Origin of the sequence: Rhodopseudomonas palustris (assembly GCF_003226555.1) — a bacterium.
Taxonomy (GTDB): Bacteria; Pseudomonadota; Alphaproteobacteria; order Rhizobiales; family Xanthobacteraceae; genus Rhodopseudomonas; species Rhodopseudomonas palustris_I.
In genome coordinates this window covers 97,050-113,182 of sequence record NZ_QKQS01000038.1, presented here as the reverse complement: position 1 = coordinate 113,182, position 16,133 = coordinate 97,050, and the positions used below count along the sequence as shown (strand labels likewise).

General features: G+C 65.5%; 18 protein-coding genes. 12 read left to right on the top strand and 6 right to left on the bottom strand.

What is annotated here, in order from left to right; translation table 11 throughout:
* Window positions 1–19: 19 nt before the first annotated feature.
* From flhB to DNX69_RS24390, 6 genes are all read left to right on the top strand, one after another.
* Complete coding sequence (gene flhB / locus DNX69_RS24415) at window positions 20–1,093, top strand: flagellar biosynthesis protein FlhB (RefSeq protein WP_110788598.1); 1,074 nt, start codon at window positions 20–22, stop codon at window positions 1,091–1,093.
* Window positions 1,094–1,248: 155 nt separating this feature from the next.
* Window positions 1,249–3,810 carry a cell cycle histidine kinase CckA gene (cckA, locus tag DNX69_RS24410; RefSeq protein ID WP_234827078.1) on the top strand — a complete coding sequence of 854 codons (2,562 nt, stop codon included), beginning with the start codon at window positions 1,249–1,251 and terminating at the stop codon, window positions 3,808–3,810.
* A gap of 85 nt (window positions 3,811–3,895) precedes the next feature.
* Window positions 3,896–4,690 carry an FRG domain-containing protein gene (locus tag DNX69_RS24405; protein WP_110788770.1) on the top strand — a complete coding sequence of 265 codons (795 nt, stop codon included), beginning with the start codon at window positions 3,896–3,898 and terminating at the stop codon, window positions 4,688–4,690.
* Window positions 4,687–5,058 (top strand): hypothetical protein, encoded by a 372-nt coding sequence (locus tag DNX69_RS24400; RefSeq protein WP_110788596.1) that lies wholly within the window; start codon window positions 4,687–4,689, stop codon window positions 5,056–5,058. The genes DNX69_RS24405 and DNX69_RS24400 overlap by 4 nt, the downstream gene beginning before the upstream one ends.
* Window positions 5,059–5,180: 122 nt before the next feature.
* A complete protein-coding gene (locus DNX69_RS24395) occupies window positions 5,181–6,203 on the top strand; it encodes a Tim44 domain-containing protein (protein ID WP_110788595.1) in 1,023 nt (340 codons plus the stop codon).
* Window positions 6,204–6,329: 126 nt separating this feature from the next.
* A complete protein-coding gene (locus DNX69_RS24390; RefSeq protein ID WP_110788594.1) occupies window positions 6,330–7,040 on the top strand; it encodes a glutathione S-transferase family protein in 711 nt (236 codons plus the stop codon).
* A gap of 294 nt (window positions 7,041–7,334) precedes the next feature.
* Here DNX69_RS24390 and DNX69_RS26425 read toward each other — a convergent pair whose 3' ends face one another.
* Both DNX69_RS26425 and DNX69_RS24385 read right to left on the bottom strand, forming a co-directional pair.
* Complete coding sequence (locus DNX69_RS26425; RefSeq protein WP_165825323.1) at window positions 7,335–7,505, bottom strand: hypothetical protein; 171 nt, start codon at window positions 7,503–7,505, stop codon at window positions 7,335–7,337.
* A gap of 194 nt (window positions 7,506–7,699) precedes the next feature.
* Window positions 7,700–8,194 (bottom strand): hypothetical protein, encoded by a 495-nt coding sequence (locus DNX69_RS24385; protein ID WP_207803187.1) that lies wholly within the window; start codon window positions 8,192–8,194, stop codon window positions 7,700–7,702.
* A 155-nt stretch (window positions 8,195–8,349) separates the two neighbouring features.
* Here DNX69_RS24385 and DNX69_RS24380 point away from each other — a divergent pair, with 155 nt between their 5' ends.
* The 3 genes from DNX69_RS24380 (at window position 8,350) to DNX69_RS24370 (ending at window position 10,613) form a co-directional block, all read left to right on the top strand.
* A complete protein-coding gene (locus DNX69_RS24380) occupies window positions 8,350–8,631 on the top strand; it encodes a BrnT family toxin (RefSeq protein ID WP_110788593.1) in 282 nt (93 codons plus the stop codon).
* A complete protein-coding gene (locus DNX69_RS24375) occupies window positions 8,606–8,848 on the top strand; it encodes a hypothetical protein (RefSeq protein WP_110788592.1) in 243 nt (80 codons plus the stop codon). The genes DNX69_RS24380 and DNX69_RS24375 overlap by 26 nt, the downstream gene beginning before the upstream one ends.
* Window positions 8,849–8,957: 109 nt before the next feature.
* Window positions 8,958–10,613 carry a fumarate hydratase gene (locus DNX69_RS24370; RefSeq protein WP_110788591.1) on the top strand — a complete coding sequence of 552 codons (1,656 nt, stop codon included), beginning with the start codon at window positions 8,958–8,960 and terminating at the stop codon, window positions 10,611–10,613.
* Between the two features lie 454 nt (window positions 10,614–11,067).
* On the opposite strand, the gene DNX69_RS24365 is transcribed toward DNX69_RS24370, so the two are convergent.
* Entirely contained in the window at window positions 11,068–11,364 is a 297-nt protein-coding gene (locus DNX69_RS24365) for a hypothetical protein (RefSeq protein WP_110788590.1), read from the bottom strand.
* A gap of 256 nt (window positions 11,365–11,620) precedes the next feature.
* On the opposite strand from DNX69_RS24365, the gene DNX69_RS24360 reads away from it, so the two are divergent.
* Window positions 11,621–12,331 (top strand): Ig-like domain-containing protein, encoded by a 711-nt coding sequence (locus DNX69_RS24360; protein WP_110788589.1) that lies wholly within the window; start codon window positions 11,621–11,623, stop codon window positions 12,329–12,331.
* A 7-nt stretch (window positions 12,332–12,338) separates the two neighbouring features.
* On the opposite strand, the gene DNX69_RS24355 is transcribed toward DNX69_RS24360, so the two are convergent.
* The gene (locus DNX69_RS24355) at window positions 12,339–12,929 is read right to left on the bottom strand and encodes an inner membrane-spanning protein YciB (protein ID WP_110788768.1); all 591 of its coding nucleotides are present in this window, start codon (window positions 12,927–12,929) and stop codon (window positions 12,339–12,341) included.
* 140 nt (window positions 12,930–13,069) lie between these two features.
* Window positions 13,070–13,699: a hypothetical protein gene (locus tag DNX69_RS24350; RefSeq protein WP_110788588.1), complete on the bottom strand. Its 630-nt coding sequence runs from the start codon at window positions 13,697–13,699 to the stop codon at window positions 13,070–13,072.
* A gap of 137 nt (window positions 13,700–13,836) precedes the next feature.
* Here DNX69_RS24350 and DNX69_RS24345 point away from each other — a divergent pair, with 137 nt between their 5' ends.
* Window positions 13,837–14,586, top strand: coding sequence for an SET domain-containing protein (locus tag DNX69_RS24345; protein ID WP_110788587.1), 750 nt, complete (start codon window positions 13,837–13,839; stop codon window positions 14,584–14,586).
* A 119-nt stretch (window positions 14,587–14,705) separates the two neighbouring features.
* Here DNX69_RS24345 and DNX69_RS24340 read toward each other — a convergent pair whose 3' ends face one another.
* Window positions 14,706–15,104 carry a hypothetical protein gene (locus DNX69_RS24340; RefSeq protein ID WP_110788767.1) on the bottom strand — a complete coding sequence of 133 codons (399 nt, stop codon included), beginning with the start codon at window positions 15,102–15,104 and terminating at the stop codon, window positions 14,706–14,708.
* 150 nt (window positions 15,105–15,254) lie between these two features.
* Between DNX69_RS24340 and DNX69_RS24335 the strand changes: the two genes are divergently transcribed.
* Complete coding sequence (locus tag DNX69_RS24335; protein WP_110788586.1) at window positions 15,255–16,076, top strand: helix-turn-helix domain-containing protein; 822 nt, start codon at window positions 15,255–15,257, stop codon at window positions 16,074–16,076.
* The last annotated feature ends 57 nt before the right edge of the window (window positions 16,077–16,133 follow it).

Below are 16,133 nucleotides of genomic sequence, written 5' to 3'. Positions count from 1 at the left end.
CGTCGTTCGGAGCTGAGCGATGTCCGACGACAGCGACGAGAAAACAGAAGAGCCGACACAGAAAAAACTCGACGATGCGCTCAAACGCGGCGACGTAGCCAAGAGCCAGGAGGTCAATACCTGGTTCCTGATCGCCGGCGCCACGCTGGTGCTGTCGTCGTTCCACGAATCGATCGGGGCCGGCATCCTCGCACCGATGCGCAATCTGATCGAGAAGTCGTGGATGTTGCCGGTCGACGGCGACGGGCTGATCGCGCTGGTCAAGAGCCTGTGCTACGCGACGCTGGCCGCTGTCGGCATCCCGCTGCTGATGCTGATGCTGGTGGCGATCGCCTCCAACATGATCCAGCACCGGCTGGTGTTCTCGGCCGAGGCGCTGACCCCGAAATTCAGCAAGCTGTCGCCGCTCGAAGGCGCCAAGCGGCTGTTCGGCAAGCAGGCACTGGCGAACTTCCTCAAAGGCCTGTTCAAGATTGTGGCGCTCGGCATCGTGATGGTCGCGGTGCTGTATCCCGAGCACGACCGGCTCGACGCGCTTCTGAAGATGGACGTCTCCGCGCTGCTCGGCGTCACCGTGGCGCTGACGCTGAAGCTGCTCGGCGCCGTGGTGGCGATGCTCGCCTTCGTCGCGGTCGGCGATTACTTCTTCCAGTATCGGCAGTGGCACGAAAAGCAGAAGATGTCGCTGCAGGAGATCAAGGAAGAGTACAAGCAGTCCGAAGGCGATCCGCACATCAAGGGCCGGCTGCGGCAGCTCCGCTATCAGCGGATGAAGAAGCGGATGATGGCCGAAGTGCCGAACGCTTCTGTGGTGATCACCAACCCGACCCACTTCTCGGTGGCGCTGAAATACGAGCGCGGCATGGCTGCGCCGATCTGTGTCGCCAAGGGCGTCGACGCGGTGGCGTTCAAGATCCGGGAAGTGGCGAAGGAAAACGACGTGCCGATCGTCGAGAACGTGCCGTTGGCGCGGGCGCTGTACGCCACCGTCGAGGTCGACGAGGAGATTCCGGTCGAGCACTACCAGGCGGTCGCCGAGGTGATCGGCTATGTGATGAACCTGAAGCGCAATCTGTTCGGGCGGCGGACCTAAAAAACGGATCGACCGCAGGGGCGCCGCCGAATCGTCCGCTGCGGCGTGTCGGAGGCCGGGGCGAGCGCTAGATTCGCTTGCGTTTCCGGCCGCGATTCAGGCAGTTGGAGCCGTGCCGCTGTGTGCCCGGCGGGCAAGGGACCGGTTCGGTGACCATGACTATCAAGGATCAACAGGCTCCGTCCGAGCTGCGCTCGGCATCGCCGGAGCCCGCCCGCCGCGGCGGTAGTATCGCTCTGGTGCTGCTGCTGGCAGGCGCCATCGTCGCCGCCGCCGTGGCGTTCATGACGCTCGGCCGCGCCGGCGCGCAACCGTACATCCTCGTCCTGCTGGCGCTGCTGGCGATGGTCGGGCTGTTCATGCTGTTCGCCTTTGCGGCCGGCATCATCGGCTTCGCCGACCGCGCCGCCGAAGACCCGATCCTGCGGGCGATTCCTGAGAACGCCTTCGACGGCATCGCGGTGACCGACGCCGGCGGCCATGTCGTCTACGCCAATTCGACCTATCTGGCACTCACGGGCGCGGCGACGATGCAGGACGTCCGCCCGGTGGAGCGGGTGTTCATCGGCAATCCCGACGTTTCCGAGGCGGTGTTCCGGCTGCTCAAGGCGGCGCGTGAAGGACGGCGGCTGCAGGAGGAAGTACGGGTCGCCGGTGCAGACGGCAATCAGGGCCGCTGGATGCGGCTGCGGGTTCGCCCGCTCGGCACCGGCAAGCGCGAGGCGCGGCAGACGGTGTGGTCGATCGCCGACATCACCCGCGACCGCGAGCGCCAGGAGGACGTGTTCCAGACCCTGCAGCACGCCATCGAATATCTCGACCATGCGCCTTGCGGGTTCTTCTCGGTCAATCCCGCCGGCAACCTGGTCTATGTCAACGCCACGCTGGCGAACTGGCTCGACCATGACCTCGCCGAGATCGGCTCCGGGGGTCTGAAGCTGTCGGATGTCGTCTCCGGCGACGGCGCCTCGCTGCTCACCTCGATCGTGCCCGAGCCGGGCGAGGTGAAGACCGAAGTGTTCGACATCGACCTGAAGAAGCGCGGCGGCCAGACCGTCCCGGTGCGGCTGTATCACAAGCTGGCGTTCGGCGCCGACGGCACGCCCGGCCCGTCGCGCACCCTGGTGATCAGCCGCGCCCGCGATGATCGGCTCGATCCGCAGCGTGCCGCCGAAATCCGCTTCATGCGGTTCTTCGATCAAACCCCGATGGCGATCGCCACCGTCGACAAAACCGGCATGGTGGTGCGCGCCAACGCCCGGCTGGCCAAGCTGACACAGAGCCTCGATCCGGCCGGTTCGGCGGGATCGAAGTCGATCCTTGCGGCGGCCTCCGCCCGTGACCGTGCGGTGCTTGCCGGCGCGATCGAGCAGGCCGCCAAGGGGCAGGCCGATATCGCCCCGGTCGAAGTGATGCTCGCCAGCGCCAAGGAGCGCTGGGGCCAGTTCTTCGTCACTGCGGTCGCCGACGAGACCGACAACGAAGCGGCGATCGTCTACATGCTGGAGACCACCGAGCGCCGTGCTCTGGAGAACCAGGTCAACCAGGCGCAGAAGATGGACACCATCGGCCAGCTCGCCGGTGGCATCGCGCACGACTTCAACAACGTGCTGTCGGCCATCATGATGGCCAACGACTTCCTGCTGAACGCCCACAAGCCGACCGATCCGTCGTTCCAGGACATCATGCAGATCAAGCAGAACGCCACCCGCGCTGCGACCCTGGTGCGGCAGCTCTTGGCGTTCTCGCGCAAACAGACGTTGCGGCCGCAGGTGCTCGATCTCGGCGAGGCGCTGACCGACATCGACCGGCTGCTCAAGCGGCTGATCGGCGAGAGGATCTCGCTGGAGATGCAGCACGGCCGCGATCTGTGGCGGACCAAGGCCGACGTCTCGCAATTCGAGCAGGTGATCGTCAATCTTGCCGTCAACGCCCGCGACGCGATGCCGGACGGCGGCAAGCTGACGATCCGCACCGCCAACGTCACGGCCTCCGCGGCCGCGCAGCTCGGGCACAACGGCATGCCGGCGGCGGACTATGTCTGCGTCGAAGTCTCCGACACCGGCACCGGCATCCCGCCGGAGATCGTCGACAAGATCTTCGAGCCGTTCTTCTCGACCAAGGAAGTCGGCAAGGGCACCGGGCTCGGACTGTCGACGGTGTACGGCATCATCAAGCAGACCGGCGGCTTCGTGTATGTCGATTCGGAAATCGGCAAGGGCACCACCTTCCGGATCTATCTGCCGCGCCACGAGCAGGCCGCCGAGCCGCAGGTCGAGGCGCCCGCCGTCGCCGCTGCGTCCGAGCCGGCACCGGCGACGCCGAAGCCGCGCGCCGACCTGACCGGGCAGGGCACCATCCTCTTGGTCGAAGACGAGGAAGGCCTGCGCTCGCTCAACGCCCGTGGCCTGCGTTCGCGCGGTTATGAGGTGATCGAAGCCTCCAACGGCGTCGAAGCGCTGGAGGAATTCGATGCCGTGAGCGGCGAAGTCGACCTCGTGGTATCCGACGTGGTGATGCCGGAAATGGATGGCCCGACGCTGCTGAAGGCGATGCGCGGCCGCAACCCGGACCTGAAGATCATCTTCGTCTCCGGCTACGCCGAGGACGCGTTCGAAAAGAGCCTGCCGGAAAACGAACAGTTCGCCTTCCTGGCCAAGCCGTTCGCACTCAGCGCGCTGGTTGCGAAGGTGAAGGAGACGATGGAGGCGAGTTGAAATACAGTGGTGAGAGGACGTATTTGATTTCTGAGATGATTTGATCAGTCCCGGTCTAGGGGCGGGCTGCTCGATGAGCATTTCGATGAGCATTGACGACAAGCGATCTAAGCTCACCCCACAGGCATTGGCGGGCAAAAAGAGGCTCGAGGTCTGGGCGCTCTTTCTGGAATGGCTTGACGGTCACGCCGATAGCGGTTGGGTCTTCCGCGGGATGGGAGATCCAGGGTTCGAGCTGGTGCCGGGTATTGGGCGTGGAAAGTACTCGCTCGCCAAGGAGCGGACGCTTATCGAAATATTCGAGCGGCGAGCTGCCGAGTTCATGGATTTGTCTCGGCTGAGCCGGTGGGAACGACTTGCCCTCGCTCAGCATCATGGCCTGCCCACCCGGCTGCTCGACTGGACAACCAATCCTCTTGTCGCAGCCTATTTCGCCGTTACGGCGTCTCCCAAGAGTGTATCGGTCCGGCTTACCAGACCGCGCTCGCCCTCGTTTCAGGCGGTGCCCGCCGCTGGCGAGGTCGGTGCGCGTATCGTCGCTTACCGAGTGAGGACACGGCAGATCATCGATCAAACGGAGGACGAGGATCCTTTCGCAAGGAGCGAAGTTGGATTTCTGCTTCCGCGTGCGGTGGCTACGAGGATCGTCAATCAAGGTGGGTTGTTCAGTTCTCATCCTGCACCGAACGTGCCGTGGGCGGCACCGCTCGACGAAGCCGCTCACGTTTTCGACATTCCGGCTGCTCTGCGCGGCTATTTTCAGCGGCGGCTGTTCTATTTTGGTATGGATTCGCAGCGGATCATGGGCGGATTGGACGGCCTGGGTGCGCGCCTTGCTTGGCAGTACAATGCTGGTATCGGATTGGGAGCGGTCAGATGACGGTCTCCGGCGCTCACAAGGTTCCGAAGCTGAAGCCGGTCGAAGATCGGAGGCTGCTTCGAGCGATCATTGATGCTGTCAGCGAGTACGATCTCGCCTCTTCGCCGGAATGGGATCAACTCGATCAATTATCGACCCACACCGAATTCGAGTCCATCGACGCGAATCCTGACGGTATTTTTGAGGGACCGGACAATTCGTTCGAGGCTGTGGGCGACGTGTATGTGACGTTGAATTACGGCGATCGTCGCGATTCGACGGCCGTCTCCGATGCCTTTCCGGTGCAAGTGGCGGGGACCTTTGACAGGCAGACCGGGAAAGTCGTCGTCGAATCCGTCAGCGTCGACACTTCTTCCTTCTACAATTAGGTTGCCAATTCACGCCTCCCGCGACCGAGGGCCGCAGGCGTGCGACGACGCGCCCGCTTCCTTTTTGATGGGCGCTGCCCATTTTAGCAGCGCTTCCCCCTGCCGGGGATTGAGGGAGTGACATGAATTTCTTGCATCGCACGCGTGGCATCGTCGCTGCTCTTGCCGTGACCATGGCTTTGGCGCTGCCGATGGCGATGGTGCTGTCGTCGGCCGCCGACGCCCGTGCCGGTCGGAGCAGCAGCATGGGCTCGCGCGGCTCGCGCAGCTTCTCAGCGCCGCCGAGCACCAGCACGGCGCCGGGCGCCGCCCAGCCGTTCAACCGCACCTACAGCCAGCCGGGCAGCCCCGGCATGAGCGGCCCGGCCGCCGGTGCCGCCAGCAAAGGCGGCTTCTTCAATCGTCCGGGCATGGGCATGCTCGGCGGCCTCGCCGCGGGCTTCCTCGGCGCCGGTCTGCTCGGCATGCTGTTCGGCGGCGGCTTCCTCTCTGGTCTCGGCAGCTTCGCCTCGATCATCGGGCTGGTGCTGCAGGTCGCGCTGGTCGTGATCCTGGCGCGTCTGGCCTGGGGCTGGTGGCAGCGCCGCAACAATCCGCAGGCGGCCTATGCGCCCGGTCCGGTGGCCGGCCAGGGACCGCGGCCCGATGGCGCCTATGCGATGGACCAATCGGCCAACCAGGGCGCACAGCCGGCCTCACGCGGCGGGTTCGGCTTCGGTGGCGGCGCCGGCAACGACCGGCCGCTGGAGATCAAGCCGGAGGATTACGAGGCGTTCGAGCGTCTGCTCGGCGACGTCCAGGCCGCTTGGTCGAACGAGGACATCGACCGGCTGCGTCAGCTCGCCACTCCGGAAATGGCGTCGTATTTCGCCAAGGATCTGGAGGAGAACAAGGCCGCCAACGACATCAACAAGGTGTCGGATGTGAAGCTGCTGCAAGGCGATCTCGCCGAAGCCTGGCGCGAGGGCGAAACCGACTTCGCAACCGTGGCGATGCGGTTCTCGCTGGTCGACAAGACCCTGGAGCGCGGCACCGATCGGCTGGTCGCCGGCAGTGAGACGCCTATCGAGGCGACCGAGATCTGGACCTTCACCCGGCGTCCCGGCGCGAGCTGGGAACTGGCGGCGATCCAGCAGACCAACTGACACCGTTCTCCCGAGCGATCCCTTCATCGAAGCGCCGCGGACCTTCCGCGGCGCTTTTTTGTTAGGCTTGGGCGTGCGGCGCCTTGCGGAAGGGCGGCGCGTCGATCACCACGGGGGGCCGAACCGATGGCTTACGAACTGTATTACTGGCCGACCATTCAGGGCCGCGGCGAATTCATCCGGCTGGCGCTCGAAGAGGCCGGCGCCGACTATGTCGATGCTGCCCGCCGCAGCAAGGCTGGCATGGCGACGATGATGAAGCTGATGCAGGCCAAGCAGGGCACGCCGCCATTCGCGCCGCCGTTTCTCAAAGCCGGCAAGCTGACGATCGGCCAGACCGCCGGCATCCTGCTGTATCTCGGCGGCCGCCACGGCCTTGCGCCCGCCGGCGAAGCGGGCCGGCTGTGGGTGCATCAGCTTCAGCTCACCATCGCCGATCTGGTGCAGGAGGTGCACGACACCCATCACCCGATCGGCACCATGCTGTACTACGACGACCAGCGGAAACCGGCGAAGAAGCGCACCGCCCAGTTCTGGGAGAACCGCGCGCCGAAATTCCTCGGCTACTTCGAACGCCTGATCGCCGGTGGGGGCGGCGCTTATCTCATCGGGCGCAAGCTGAGCTACGCCGACCTGTCGCTGTTTCAAATTGTCGAGGGCCTGCGTTACGCGTTTCCGAAGCACATGAAAAAATTCGAACGCGACATCCCCAAGCTGGTCGCGTTGCACGATCGCATCGCCGAGCGCCCGAACATCGCCGCCTACCTCGCCAGCGACCGCCGGATTCCGTTCAACCAGGACGGCATCTTCCGGCACTACAAGGAACTGGACAAGTAACAGCTCGTCGGTGGCGCCCGACCTCTCCCCACGTCATTCCGGGGCGCGCCGAGAGGCGCGAACCCGGAATCTGACCTGAGCCCATCACTTCGAGGTTCCGGGTTCGCTCGCTGACGCGAGCGCCCCGGAATGACCGTTGAAGGTGTCGCTGCGGACTACCTGTGCTGCTCGCGCCGGCGGAGTGTAGACGCGCCGGCCGTGCGCCACACGGCCTGCCGTTCGGCCCAGCGCCGAAACGACAAAGCCCCGCGCGTGGCGGGGCCCGTCGTCGCTTCTGAAACGCGCCTTCGCGGTCTACGCGAGCTGGTCGACGCGGGTGCCCTGTCCGGGCGGCAGCGCCGCTTTCGGCGGCTGGATGCTGGTGGTGTCCTTGTCGTCTTTCGGCGGCGGAGGTGGCGGCGGTGGGCTCGCCTGAGCCGCCGGCTTGGCCACCGGTGTCGACGACACGCTCGAAATGCTGTCCATCAGTCTTTCCTCGTGTTGGCCAACGTCCCCCGATGAGATGGTGCGTCGATGGCGGCTTGCCATCTGCCGCGCCCGGGTAGGCATCGGATCACGGCTGATGATCGCGCTGTCCGGTGAACTTTGCGCGCACCGCCGCGCCGGCATTTGTTTCAAATGCCGCGTTGTCGCCGCAGGACCAGCCGGGCCGGTTGCGGTTACTCGCTGCTGTCGCGGCTGATCGAGATCGAGGAGTCGGTCTTGGTCCGGGCGCAGCGCATGTCGAGCCGGCGGAAGCGGGTCTTGATGTCGTTGCCGCGCAGGATGCCGACCCGCCCAAAGCAGCGCTTGACGGCGCGCAAGCTGTCCGGCTTCGGGATCGTGAACACGATCGCGGCGGCGCTGGCGATCAGCTCCTGAAACTCCGGCGACGGCTTTCGCGCCGGGGCCTGACCGTAGATCTCGTTCTTCACCGTGCGGCTCGGACACCCCAGCCGCAGCGCCTTCGTGGCCGGATGCGACAGGTAGATCATATTGGCCGCGGTCTTGCCGATGCCGATCCCGCCGATCTGGGCCTTGAGCTGCTTGGCGAGATCGTCACAACGATCGGCCCGGGCGGGGGAGGCGGCGAACGCGGCGGCGGTGATGGCGACTCCGACGAGCCACGCGGCGCGGTCAGGCAAGCGGAACCAACGGTCGGCAACGGCGGTCATCAATCCCTCCGCGATCAGTTCGGGGCGAAGTCTCATAGCGGAGGGTGGCGGAAATGCAAACTGCCCCACCTTCTGTTGACTGCTGCGCTTTGTGGATGCTCTTGAGGCCGTACAAAAGTATGGTAACATAGCCATACCAGCGTGGCGGTCGGCCGATGACGAGCTTCGAGTGGGACGTCACCAAGGACAGGCTCAATCGCGCCAAGCACGGCGTCGGCTTCGCAGAGGCTCAGCTCGCATTCCTGGATCCATCGCGCGTGATCGCCGAAGACCTTGGTCATAGCCAGACCGAGCAGCGCTATTTCTGTTTCGGGAGAGTGGGACCCGGAATTCTCACGGTGCGTTTTACGTGGCGCGGCAGTCAGATCCGGATCTTCGGCGCCGGTTATTGGCGAAAGGGAAAGGCGACCTATGAAGAAATCAACGGTCAAATATAGCAAGGGAGAGATCGGCCGTGTTCGCGTCGTCGACGATTTCCTGCCGCCGCCGGATCAGCTCGTGTTGCGCGAAGCCAACGTCAAGGTGACCCTCAGCCTGTCGCAGCGCTCGGTCGAGTTCTTCAAGCGCGCCGCGGCAAAGCAGAACGTGCCGTATCAGCGGATGATCCGTGCGCTGGTCGACGCTTATGCGGAAAAGCAGGAGGGACGACGGTAGTTGAGCCGGCATCGCGGCTGACCTGCCCCCATCCCCGTTTTGAACCCTTCAAAACTCCGCCGAAACCGCCTAGACAGGGCCGCGAATTTCCCCATTCGAGGCCTTGTCCATGAACGCTCCCACGCCGATTCCGTCCGCCGCCACCCCGGTTCCGCCCTACAGGCACACCCCGCTGTTCCCGCTGGGCAAGGACGACACCGTCTATCGCAAGATCACATCGGATGGCGTGCGGGTCGAGAAGGTGCTCGGGCGCGACATGCTGGTGGTGGAGCGCGAGGCGCTGCGGGCGTTGTCGGAGGCGGCGTTCGGCGAGATCAACCATTATCTGCGGCCGGGGCATCTCGCCCAGCTCCGCAAGATCCTCGACGATCCGGAGGCGAGTCCGAACGACAAGTTCGTCGCGCTGGATTTTCTGAAGAACGCCAACATCGCCGCCGGCGGTGTGCTGCCGATGTGCCAGGACACCGGCACCGCGATCATCATGGGCAAGAAAGGCGCGAACGTCATCACCGACGGCGACGACGAGGCGGCGCTGTCGGAGGGCGCGCGCGACGCTTACTTGCGTCGCAATCTGCGCTACTCGCAGGTCGCGCCGCTGTCGATGTTCGAAGAGAAGAACACCGCCAACAACATGCCGGCGCAGTGCGAGATCTACGCCGAGGGCGACGACGCCTACAAGTTCATGTTCATGGCCAAGGGCGGCGGCTCGGCCAACAAGAGCTTCCTGTTCCAGGCGACGCCGTCGCTGCTGACGCGCGACCGGCTGCTGGCGTTCCTGAAAGAGAAGATCATGACGCTCGGCACCGCGGCGTGCCCGCCCTATCACCTGGCGATCGTGATCGGCGGCACCTCGGTCGAGACCACCATGAAGACGGTGAAGCTGGCGAGCGCGCGCTATCTCGATGCGCTGCCGACCCAGGGCTCCGAACTCGGCAACGCCTTCCGCGACGTCGAGATGGAGCAGGACATCCACAAGATGACGCAGAGCCTCGGCGTGGGCGCGCAGTTCGGCGGCAAGTATTTCTGCCATGACGTCCGCGTCATCCGGCTGCCGCGCCACGGCGCCAGTCTGCCGATCGGGCTCGGGGTGTCGTGTTCGGCCGACCGGCAGATGCTCGGCAAGATCACCAAGGACGGCGTGTATCTGGAGGAGCTCGAGCACAACCCGGCGCAGTATCTGCCCGAGGTCGAGCAGGCGCTCGGCGACGAGGTCGTCAAGATCGACCTCAACCAGCCGATGAAGGACATTCTCGCCACGCTGACCAAATATCCGACCAAGACCCGGCTGTCGCTGACCGGCACCATGATCGTGGCGCGCGACGCCGCCCATGCCAAGCTGCGCGACCGGCTGGAGAAGGGCGAGCCGCTGCCGGACTACTTCAAGAACCACCCGGTGTACTACGCCGGCCCGGCCAAGACGCCGGACGGCTACGCCTCCGGCGCGTTTGGTCCGACCACCGCGGGGCGGATGGATTCGTTCGTCGATCAGTTTCAGGCGGCCGGCGGCTCGATGGTCATGGTCGCCAAGGGCAACCGCGCACCGGCGGTGCGCGAGGCGTGCAAGAAATACGGCGGCTTCTATCTCGGCTCGATCGGCGGCGCGGCGGCCAACCTCGCCGAGCACTGCATCAAGAAGGTCGAGGTGCTGGAATATCCCGAGCTGGGCATGGAGGCGATCTGGAAAATCGACGTCGTCGACTTTCCGGCCTTCATCATCGTCGACGACAAGGGCAACGACTTCTTCAAGGAACTGAATCTGGGGTGAGCTGCCGATCGGCGCTCACCACTCGCACCGTCATTCCGGGGCGCTCACGACGTGAGCGAACCCGGAATCTCGCCGTTCACGGCACCCAACCGGTTCAATGCAGAGCATCTCGGGATTCCGGGCTCGCTCGCTGACGCGAGCGCCCCGGAATGACCGCTTGGGGCAGGGGGGCTGCCGCGTAGGCGGGGCGCTTTATGCCTTCGTCCCGGTGAACGGGAACGAGCCCATCGGGCCGATGCCCATCTCGCCAGAGATGCTGTCGCTCAGGATATTGTACGTCAGCAAACCACCGTCATTCCGGGGCGCTCACGACGTGAGCGAACCCGGAATCTCGCCGTTCATGGCACCCAAGCGGTTCAACGCAGCACATCTCGGGATTCCGGGCTCGCTCGCTGACGCGAGCGCCCCGGAATGACTGCTTGGGGCGGGCACGCTGCCGCGCAGGCGGGGCGCTTTACGCCTTCGTTCCGGTGAACGGGAACGAGCCCATCGGGCCGATGCCCATTTCGCCCGACATGCTGTCGCCGCTCACCGTGCCGGTGTAGCTCAGGGTCAGCGGCATCGGGTTGGTGATCGACAGTTTCCAGGCGACGTCGTCGCCGCTCACGGTGCCGTCGAAGATCTCGCCGGCATCGCCGTCGGCGGATTGCGTGCCGGTGAGCGTGCCGCCGTCGGCCTTCAACGTCAGATCGGCCTGCCGCTCGCCCATCGGCGTGCTCATGGTGAGTTTCCAGTTTCCGTCGACTGCCATGTGTTTCTCCCCTTGGTCCCGGCCCTCGTGAGTTCACCGGGCGGCCCCTCTTAGTATGCTGCGGGAGCGACAAACAAGCCCGAAGCTGCGGTACGGCTGCGGCCAGGGGCCGCGATGCTCCGAACGCGCAGATCGGGCGGTGTCCTGCTCCGCCTATCGTCCATGCAGATACCTGTGGTGCACTGCACACGTCGTGCTATTCTGATGCAACGATGGAGGACGCCTCGAGGTTCCACGGTAACGGTGGAGGCCCGACATGCGTTTGTCATTTGCGATCGCCGCGTTCGGCTGTGCGGCGCTACTGTCTGGAGTGATCAGCACCCCGGCCGCAGCCCAGGTCGAAGTGGTGTCCGAAGTGACCACGACCGGCCTCGACGTTGTGGCGCAGCCTGCAGTTCCCGGACGGTTTGTGTTGAACGCGGCCGTCCGCACTGACTACGGCGCCGGCGTCGCCGACGGGCGGATCGTGTTCTACGACCTTTCGACCAGCACGGTGTTGGGCTGGACCGATGCCGCAAGACCGAGCCTGACGGTGGATGGTCTGGCGCCGGGCCGGCATCTGCTGCGCGCCGATTACGCCGGCAGCGCCAGCCGGCTGCCGCTCGTCGTGCTGCCGAGCCAGTCGGCCGAGGTCGCGCTCGACGTCCTCGTCAAGCCGCGGCTGATCCTGTCCTCGTCCAATCCGGCACCGGCGCCTGGCGCGGTGGTCACGTTGACGGCGGCAGTCACGGGCTCGCACGGCCCGCCCACCGGCATGGTGAGCTTCCGCGACGGCGACCGGGTGATTGCCGCGCATGTGCCGCTCGATCGCACCGGGCAGGCTACTTTCACCACCTCAGCGCTCGACAACGGGATCGGAGGTGTCGTGGTGATTTACGAAGGCGACTGCCACTATGCCCCGGCCGCGGCCCAGATCGGCCCCACCGAAGATGGTGCCCTGGCGCTGGCAGCGACACCGCGGATGTAAGTTGCCACTAAGATTCCGCGCCGACAGGCGTGGCCACAGCCGGGTCGGCGACCGCCGCGGCTCGTCGCCGGTGACGGATCGCCAGCCGGAACACCAGATACTGCGCGGCGACGGCCGCCACCTTGAATGCCGGCGCGATCACCATGACGTAGAACGTCCAGATCTTGATGTCGCCGGTCATCGCCGCCGCGACCACCCCGGCGCCGAGCAGCAGCATCAGCGCCGCCCAGCCATAGCCGGCGATCCGCACATAGTCCGGGATGGTTGCGCCGACGATCGGCGGCACGTAGCGCAGCATCCAGTCGCGGCGCAGCATCAACAGCCCGACTGCGATGTGGCCGACGCTCGGCTTGATCAGGACGAAGCGGGGGTCATTGGTCAGCAGCGTCGCGCCGCCGAGCACCACCACCAGCGCGACGCTGGCATAGGCCATCACGTCGAGCCGCTGGCCCTTGATCTTGGCGTAGATGAACTGTCCGACCGCACCGAGCACGGCGACGATCGTCGCCAGGGCGACGTTGCCGGTGGAGAAATACAGCACCACGAAGATGATGGTGGAAAAGAAGTCGCTGCCGAGCTTGGCGAACACCGCCTTCATTGCACGTTTCTCCAGCTCGCGCCGCTGGCGGCCAGCCACGGCGGCGCGACGTCGGCCCCGCGCGATAGTGCGGGCCCCGTCTGGGGAAGTAAACCGCGGCGGCCCGGCGGCAAGGGCCGGACACCTACTTTAGAACGAGTTCAGTTTGGCGCGGCCAGGGCGGTGGCCCGGCCCGGGGCGCCGAACGGTTTGGGCCTGTCCGTGCCGCAGGCAAAGCCGCGCGCCAGCTCGTCAGCGGCCTGCCGCGCCAGCTCATTGGCGTTGCGGTTGGCGGCGACGTCGACATAGGCGACATGGCACACCGGGCCCGGCGGCAGCCGCGTCACCACCAGCATCTGCTTGGTGTTGGGCCGGCCGGCCTTGCCGACATCGTCGTTGTCGGCGAGGTGCCAGCGCTGGATGATCGCGAACGGCTTGCCGGCGCCGTCGAGCCGCCACTCCACCGTGTCGGTGGTGGAGTTGAACGGGCCGAACGAGGCGCTGGCCGCCGGCTGATCGTTGGCGTCCTTGCGGTTGCGGCCGACGGTGACGGTCTGGCGCAGGTCGATCTCCGCCACCACCACCACCAGTCCATCCTGGCCCGGGCAGAGCCACTCGCCGGCGTCTTCGTCCTTCCCGGCCGCCCGCACGACGCGGCAGGATTTCGGCGCGGTCGAGCTGTAGACGCTGGTCGCGCCGTCGGCCCGGGCCGGCGTATCGAGCGCCGGCAGTGCGGCGAGGAGGAGCGGCAGGGCGAGGGCAGGGAGCAGTCGCATCGGCAAGCCTTGCATCACATATCTCGTCGGTTCGACGCCGCTCGGCTGGGGAAGGTTCGAGACCGAATCCGCGAAAGCACTGCCATTCGTCGCGGAATCGCTCTAGAACGGCGCCTTCGTGTGTCCTTTAGCCGCGTTCGAATCGAAGAACCATGCCCCTGTTGTCGAAAGACCATTACCGCGTCGGCCGCTCCAAGACCGGGCTCGGCCTGTTCGCCGTCAAGCCGATCAAGAAGGGCGCCAAGATCATCCGGTATTTCGGACCGCTGCTCGATGCGCGCAACAAGAAGCACGACGGCATCGAGAACAAATATCTGTTCGAGCTGAACAAGCGCTGGACCATCGACGGCTCGGTGCGCAAGAACATCGCCCGCTACATCAACCACGCCTGCAAGCCGAACGCCGAGTCCGACGTCAACCCGAGCAAGAAGCGCGTGATCATTCGGGCCATCAAGAACATCGAGCCGGGCGAAGAGATCAACTACGACTACGGCACCGACTACTTCAAAGCCTATCTGAAGCCGATCGGCTGCAAATGCGCGTCCTGCGAAAAGAAGCGCAAGAAGAAGGCCGCCGAAGCCAGGGCCGAAAAAGCCAAGCTGAAGCTGAAGGCCGAGCGCAAGGCGCAGGCCGAGGCCGACAAGGCCGCCCGCAAGGCCGCGAAGGCGTCCGGCAAGGCGACGAAGGACAAGGCCTCGAAGCCGGACAAGGTCGCCACGTCGAAGGCGCCGGAAGGCGCGAAGGCGAAAACGGCGGCGACGACGAAGGGCACCAGCAAGGCAGCGAAGACCAAGGTGGTGACCGCGAAAGCCGGCAAGACCAAAGCCGCCAAGTCGGCAAAGACCACGTCGTCGCGCAAGACGTCTGCGAGCAAATCCAAGAGCAAATCCAAGGCCGCCTGATCGTCGGCATCGCCTCTCATCGCGTCATTGCGAGGAGGCGAAGCCGACGAAGCAATCCAGACCCGTGCACGAAGCTGGATTGCTTCGCTTCGCTCGCAATGACGGCGGAAGCTTTGGTGCTAACTGGCCAAGGCTGCATCACTCCGCTTCAGCCCGATGAACTGCAACTCGGCGAAGATCCCGACCACCGTCGCCTGCAGCAGCACGAAGGCGATGCCGAGCGCGTTCGAGGCTACTGACCCGCTGAGCAGCAGGGCGACGCTGCCGAGCGTCCACAGCGCGTTGCCCGCAATCACAATCAGCACCAGCGCGCGCGGCAGCACGGCGCGGGTGCCGAGCCATCCGACCAGAGCGGCGTAGCCGATCAGGAACAGTCCGGTTTCCAGCAGCAGCGGCTGCGGCAGGGCGAGAAGGCGCGAGAGTGTGCCGGCCGCCAAGCTCAGCAGCAGCGCCATCGCGCCGCTGACGAGTGCGTCGGCCTGCAAGGCGCGGCGGAGCAGCGTCGAGGGGCGGGTCATGGAGAGGTGGATCATGGAATATCTCCTTCGGTTGCAGCGATGCCCCGAAGGATGCCGCGATGCGCGACGCAATTCGATTACCTGGCAGGTCAGAGACGCTTTACCTCGGAGGTCATGGATGCTGTGCGGCGCGCGTGCTAGCCTTCGCGCATGAACACCAACGTGTCGTCGATCAGCGCCGTCGCCGGCGCGCAGCCGGTCCGGATCGGCGATTACTTGCGGCAGTGGCGGCAGCGCCGCCGGCTCAGTCAGCTCGATCTCGCGCTCGACGCGGAAATCTCGGCGCGGCATCTGTCGTTTGTCGAGACGGGACGCGCCTCGCCGTCACGCGAGATGGTACTGCGGCTCGCCGAACGGCTCGACGTGCCGCTCCGTGAACGCAACGTGCTGCTCGTCGCAGCCGGCTTCGCACCGGCGTTCCCGCAGCGCTCGCTGGACGATCCGGCGCTCGCTGCGGTGCGGGCTGCGGTCGATCAGGTGCTTGCCGCGCACGAGCCGAACCCGGCGCTGGCGGTCGATCGGCACTGGAACCTGGTGTCGGCCAACCGCATGGTGGCGCCGATGCTCGACGGCGTTGCGCCGCATCTGCTGGCGCCGCCGCTCAACGTGCTGCGGCTGTCGTTTCATCCCGAAGGCTTGGCGGCACGCACCGCCAATCTGGGCGAGTGGTGCGCGCATCTGCTCGAGCGCCTACATCGGCAGTGCGAGACCTGCGCCGATCCGAAGCTGATCGCGCTGTACGAGGAACTGAAAACCTATCCTGTGCCGGCACGCGCTACGCCAATCGCGCCGGATTCGGTCGCAGTGCCGTTCCGTCTGCAGTTCGGCGACGAGGTATTGAGCTTCATCTCCACCACCATGGTGTTTGGTACGCCGATTGACGTCACGCTGTCGGAAATCGCAATCGAGACATTCTTTCCGGCCGATCCGATCACGGGGACGCGATTGCGTGAGCTGGCGGCGCGGCTCTGATCCGCCTTGTCCGGCGTTGCCTGCGCCCCATCTGTGTGGGAGGGTGCCGCCAACGAC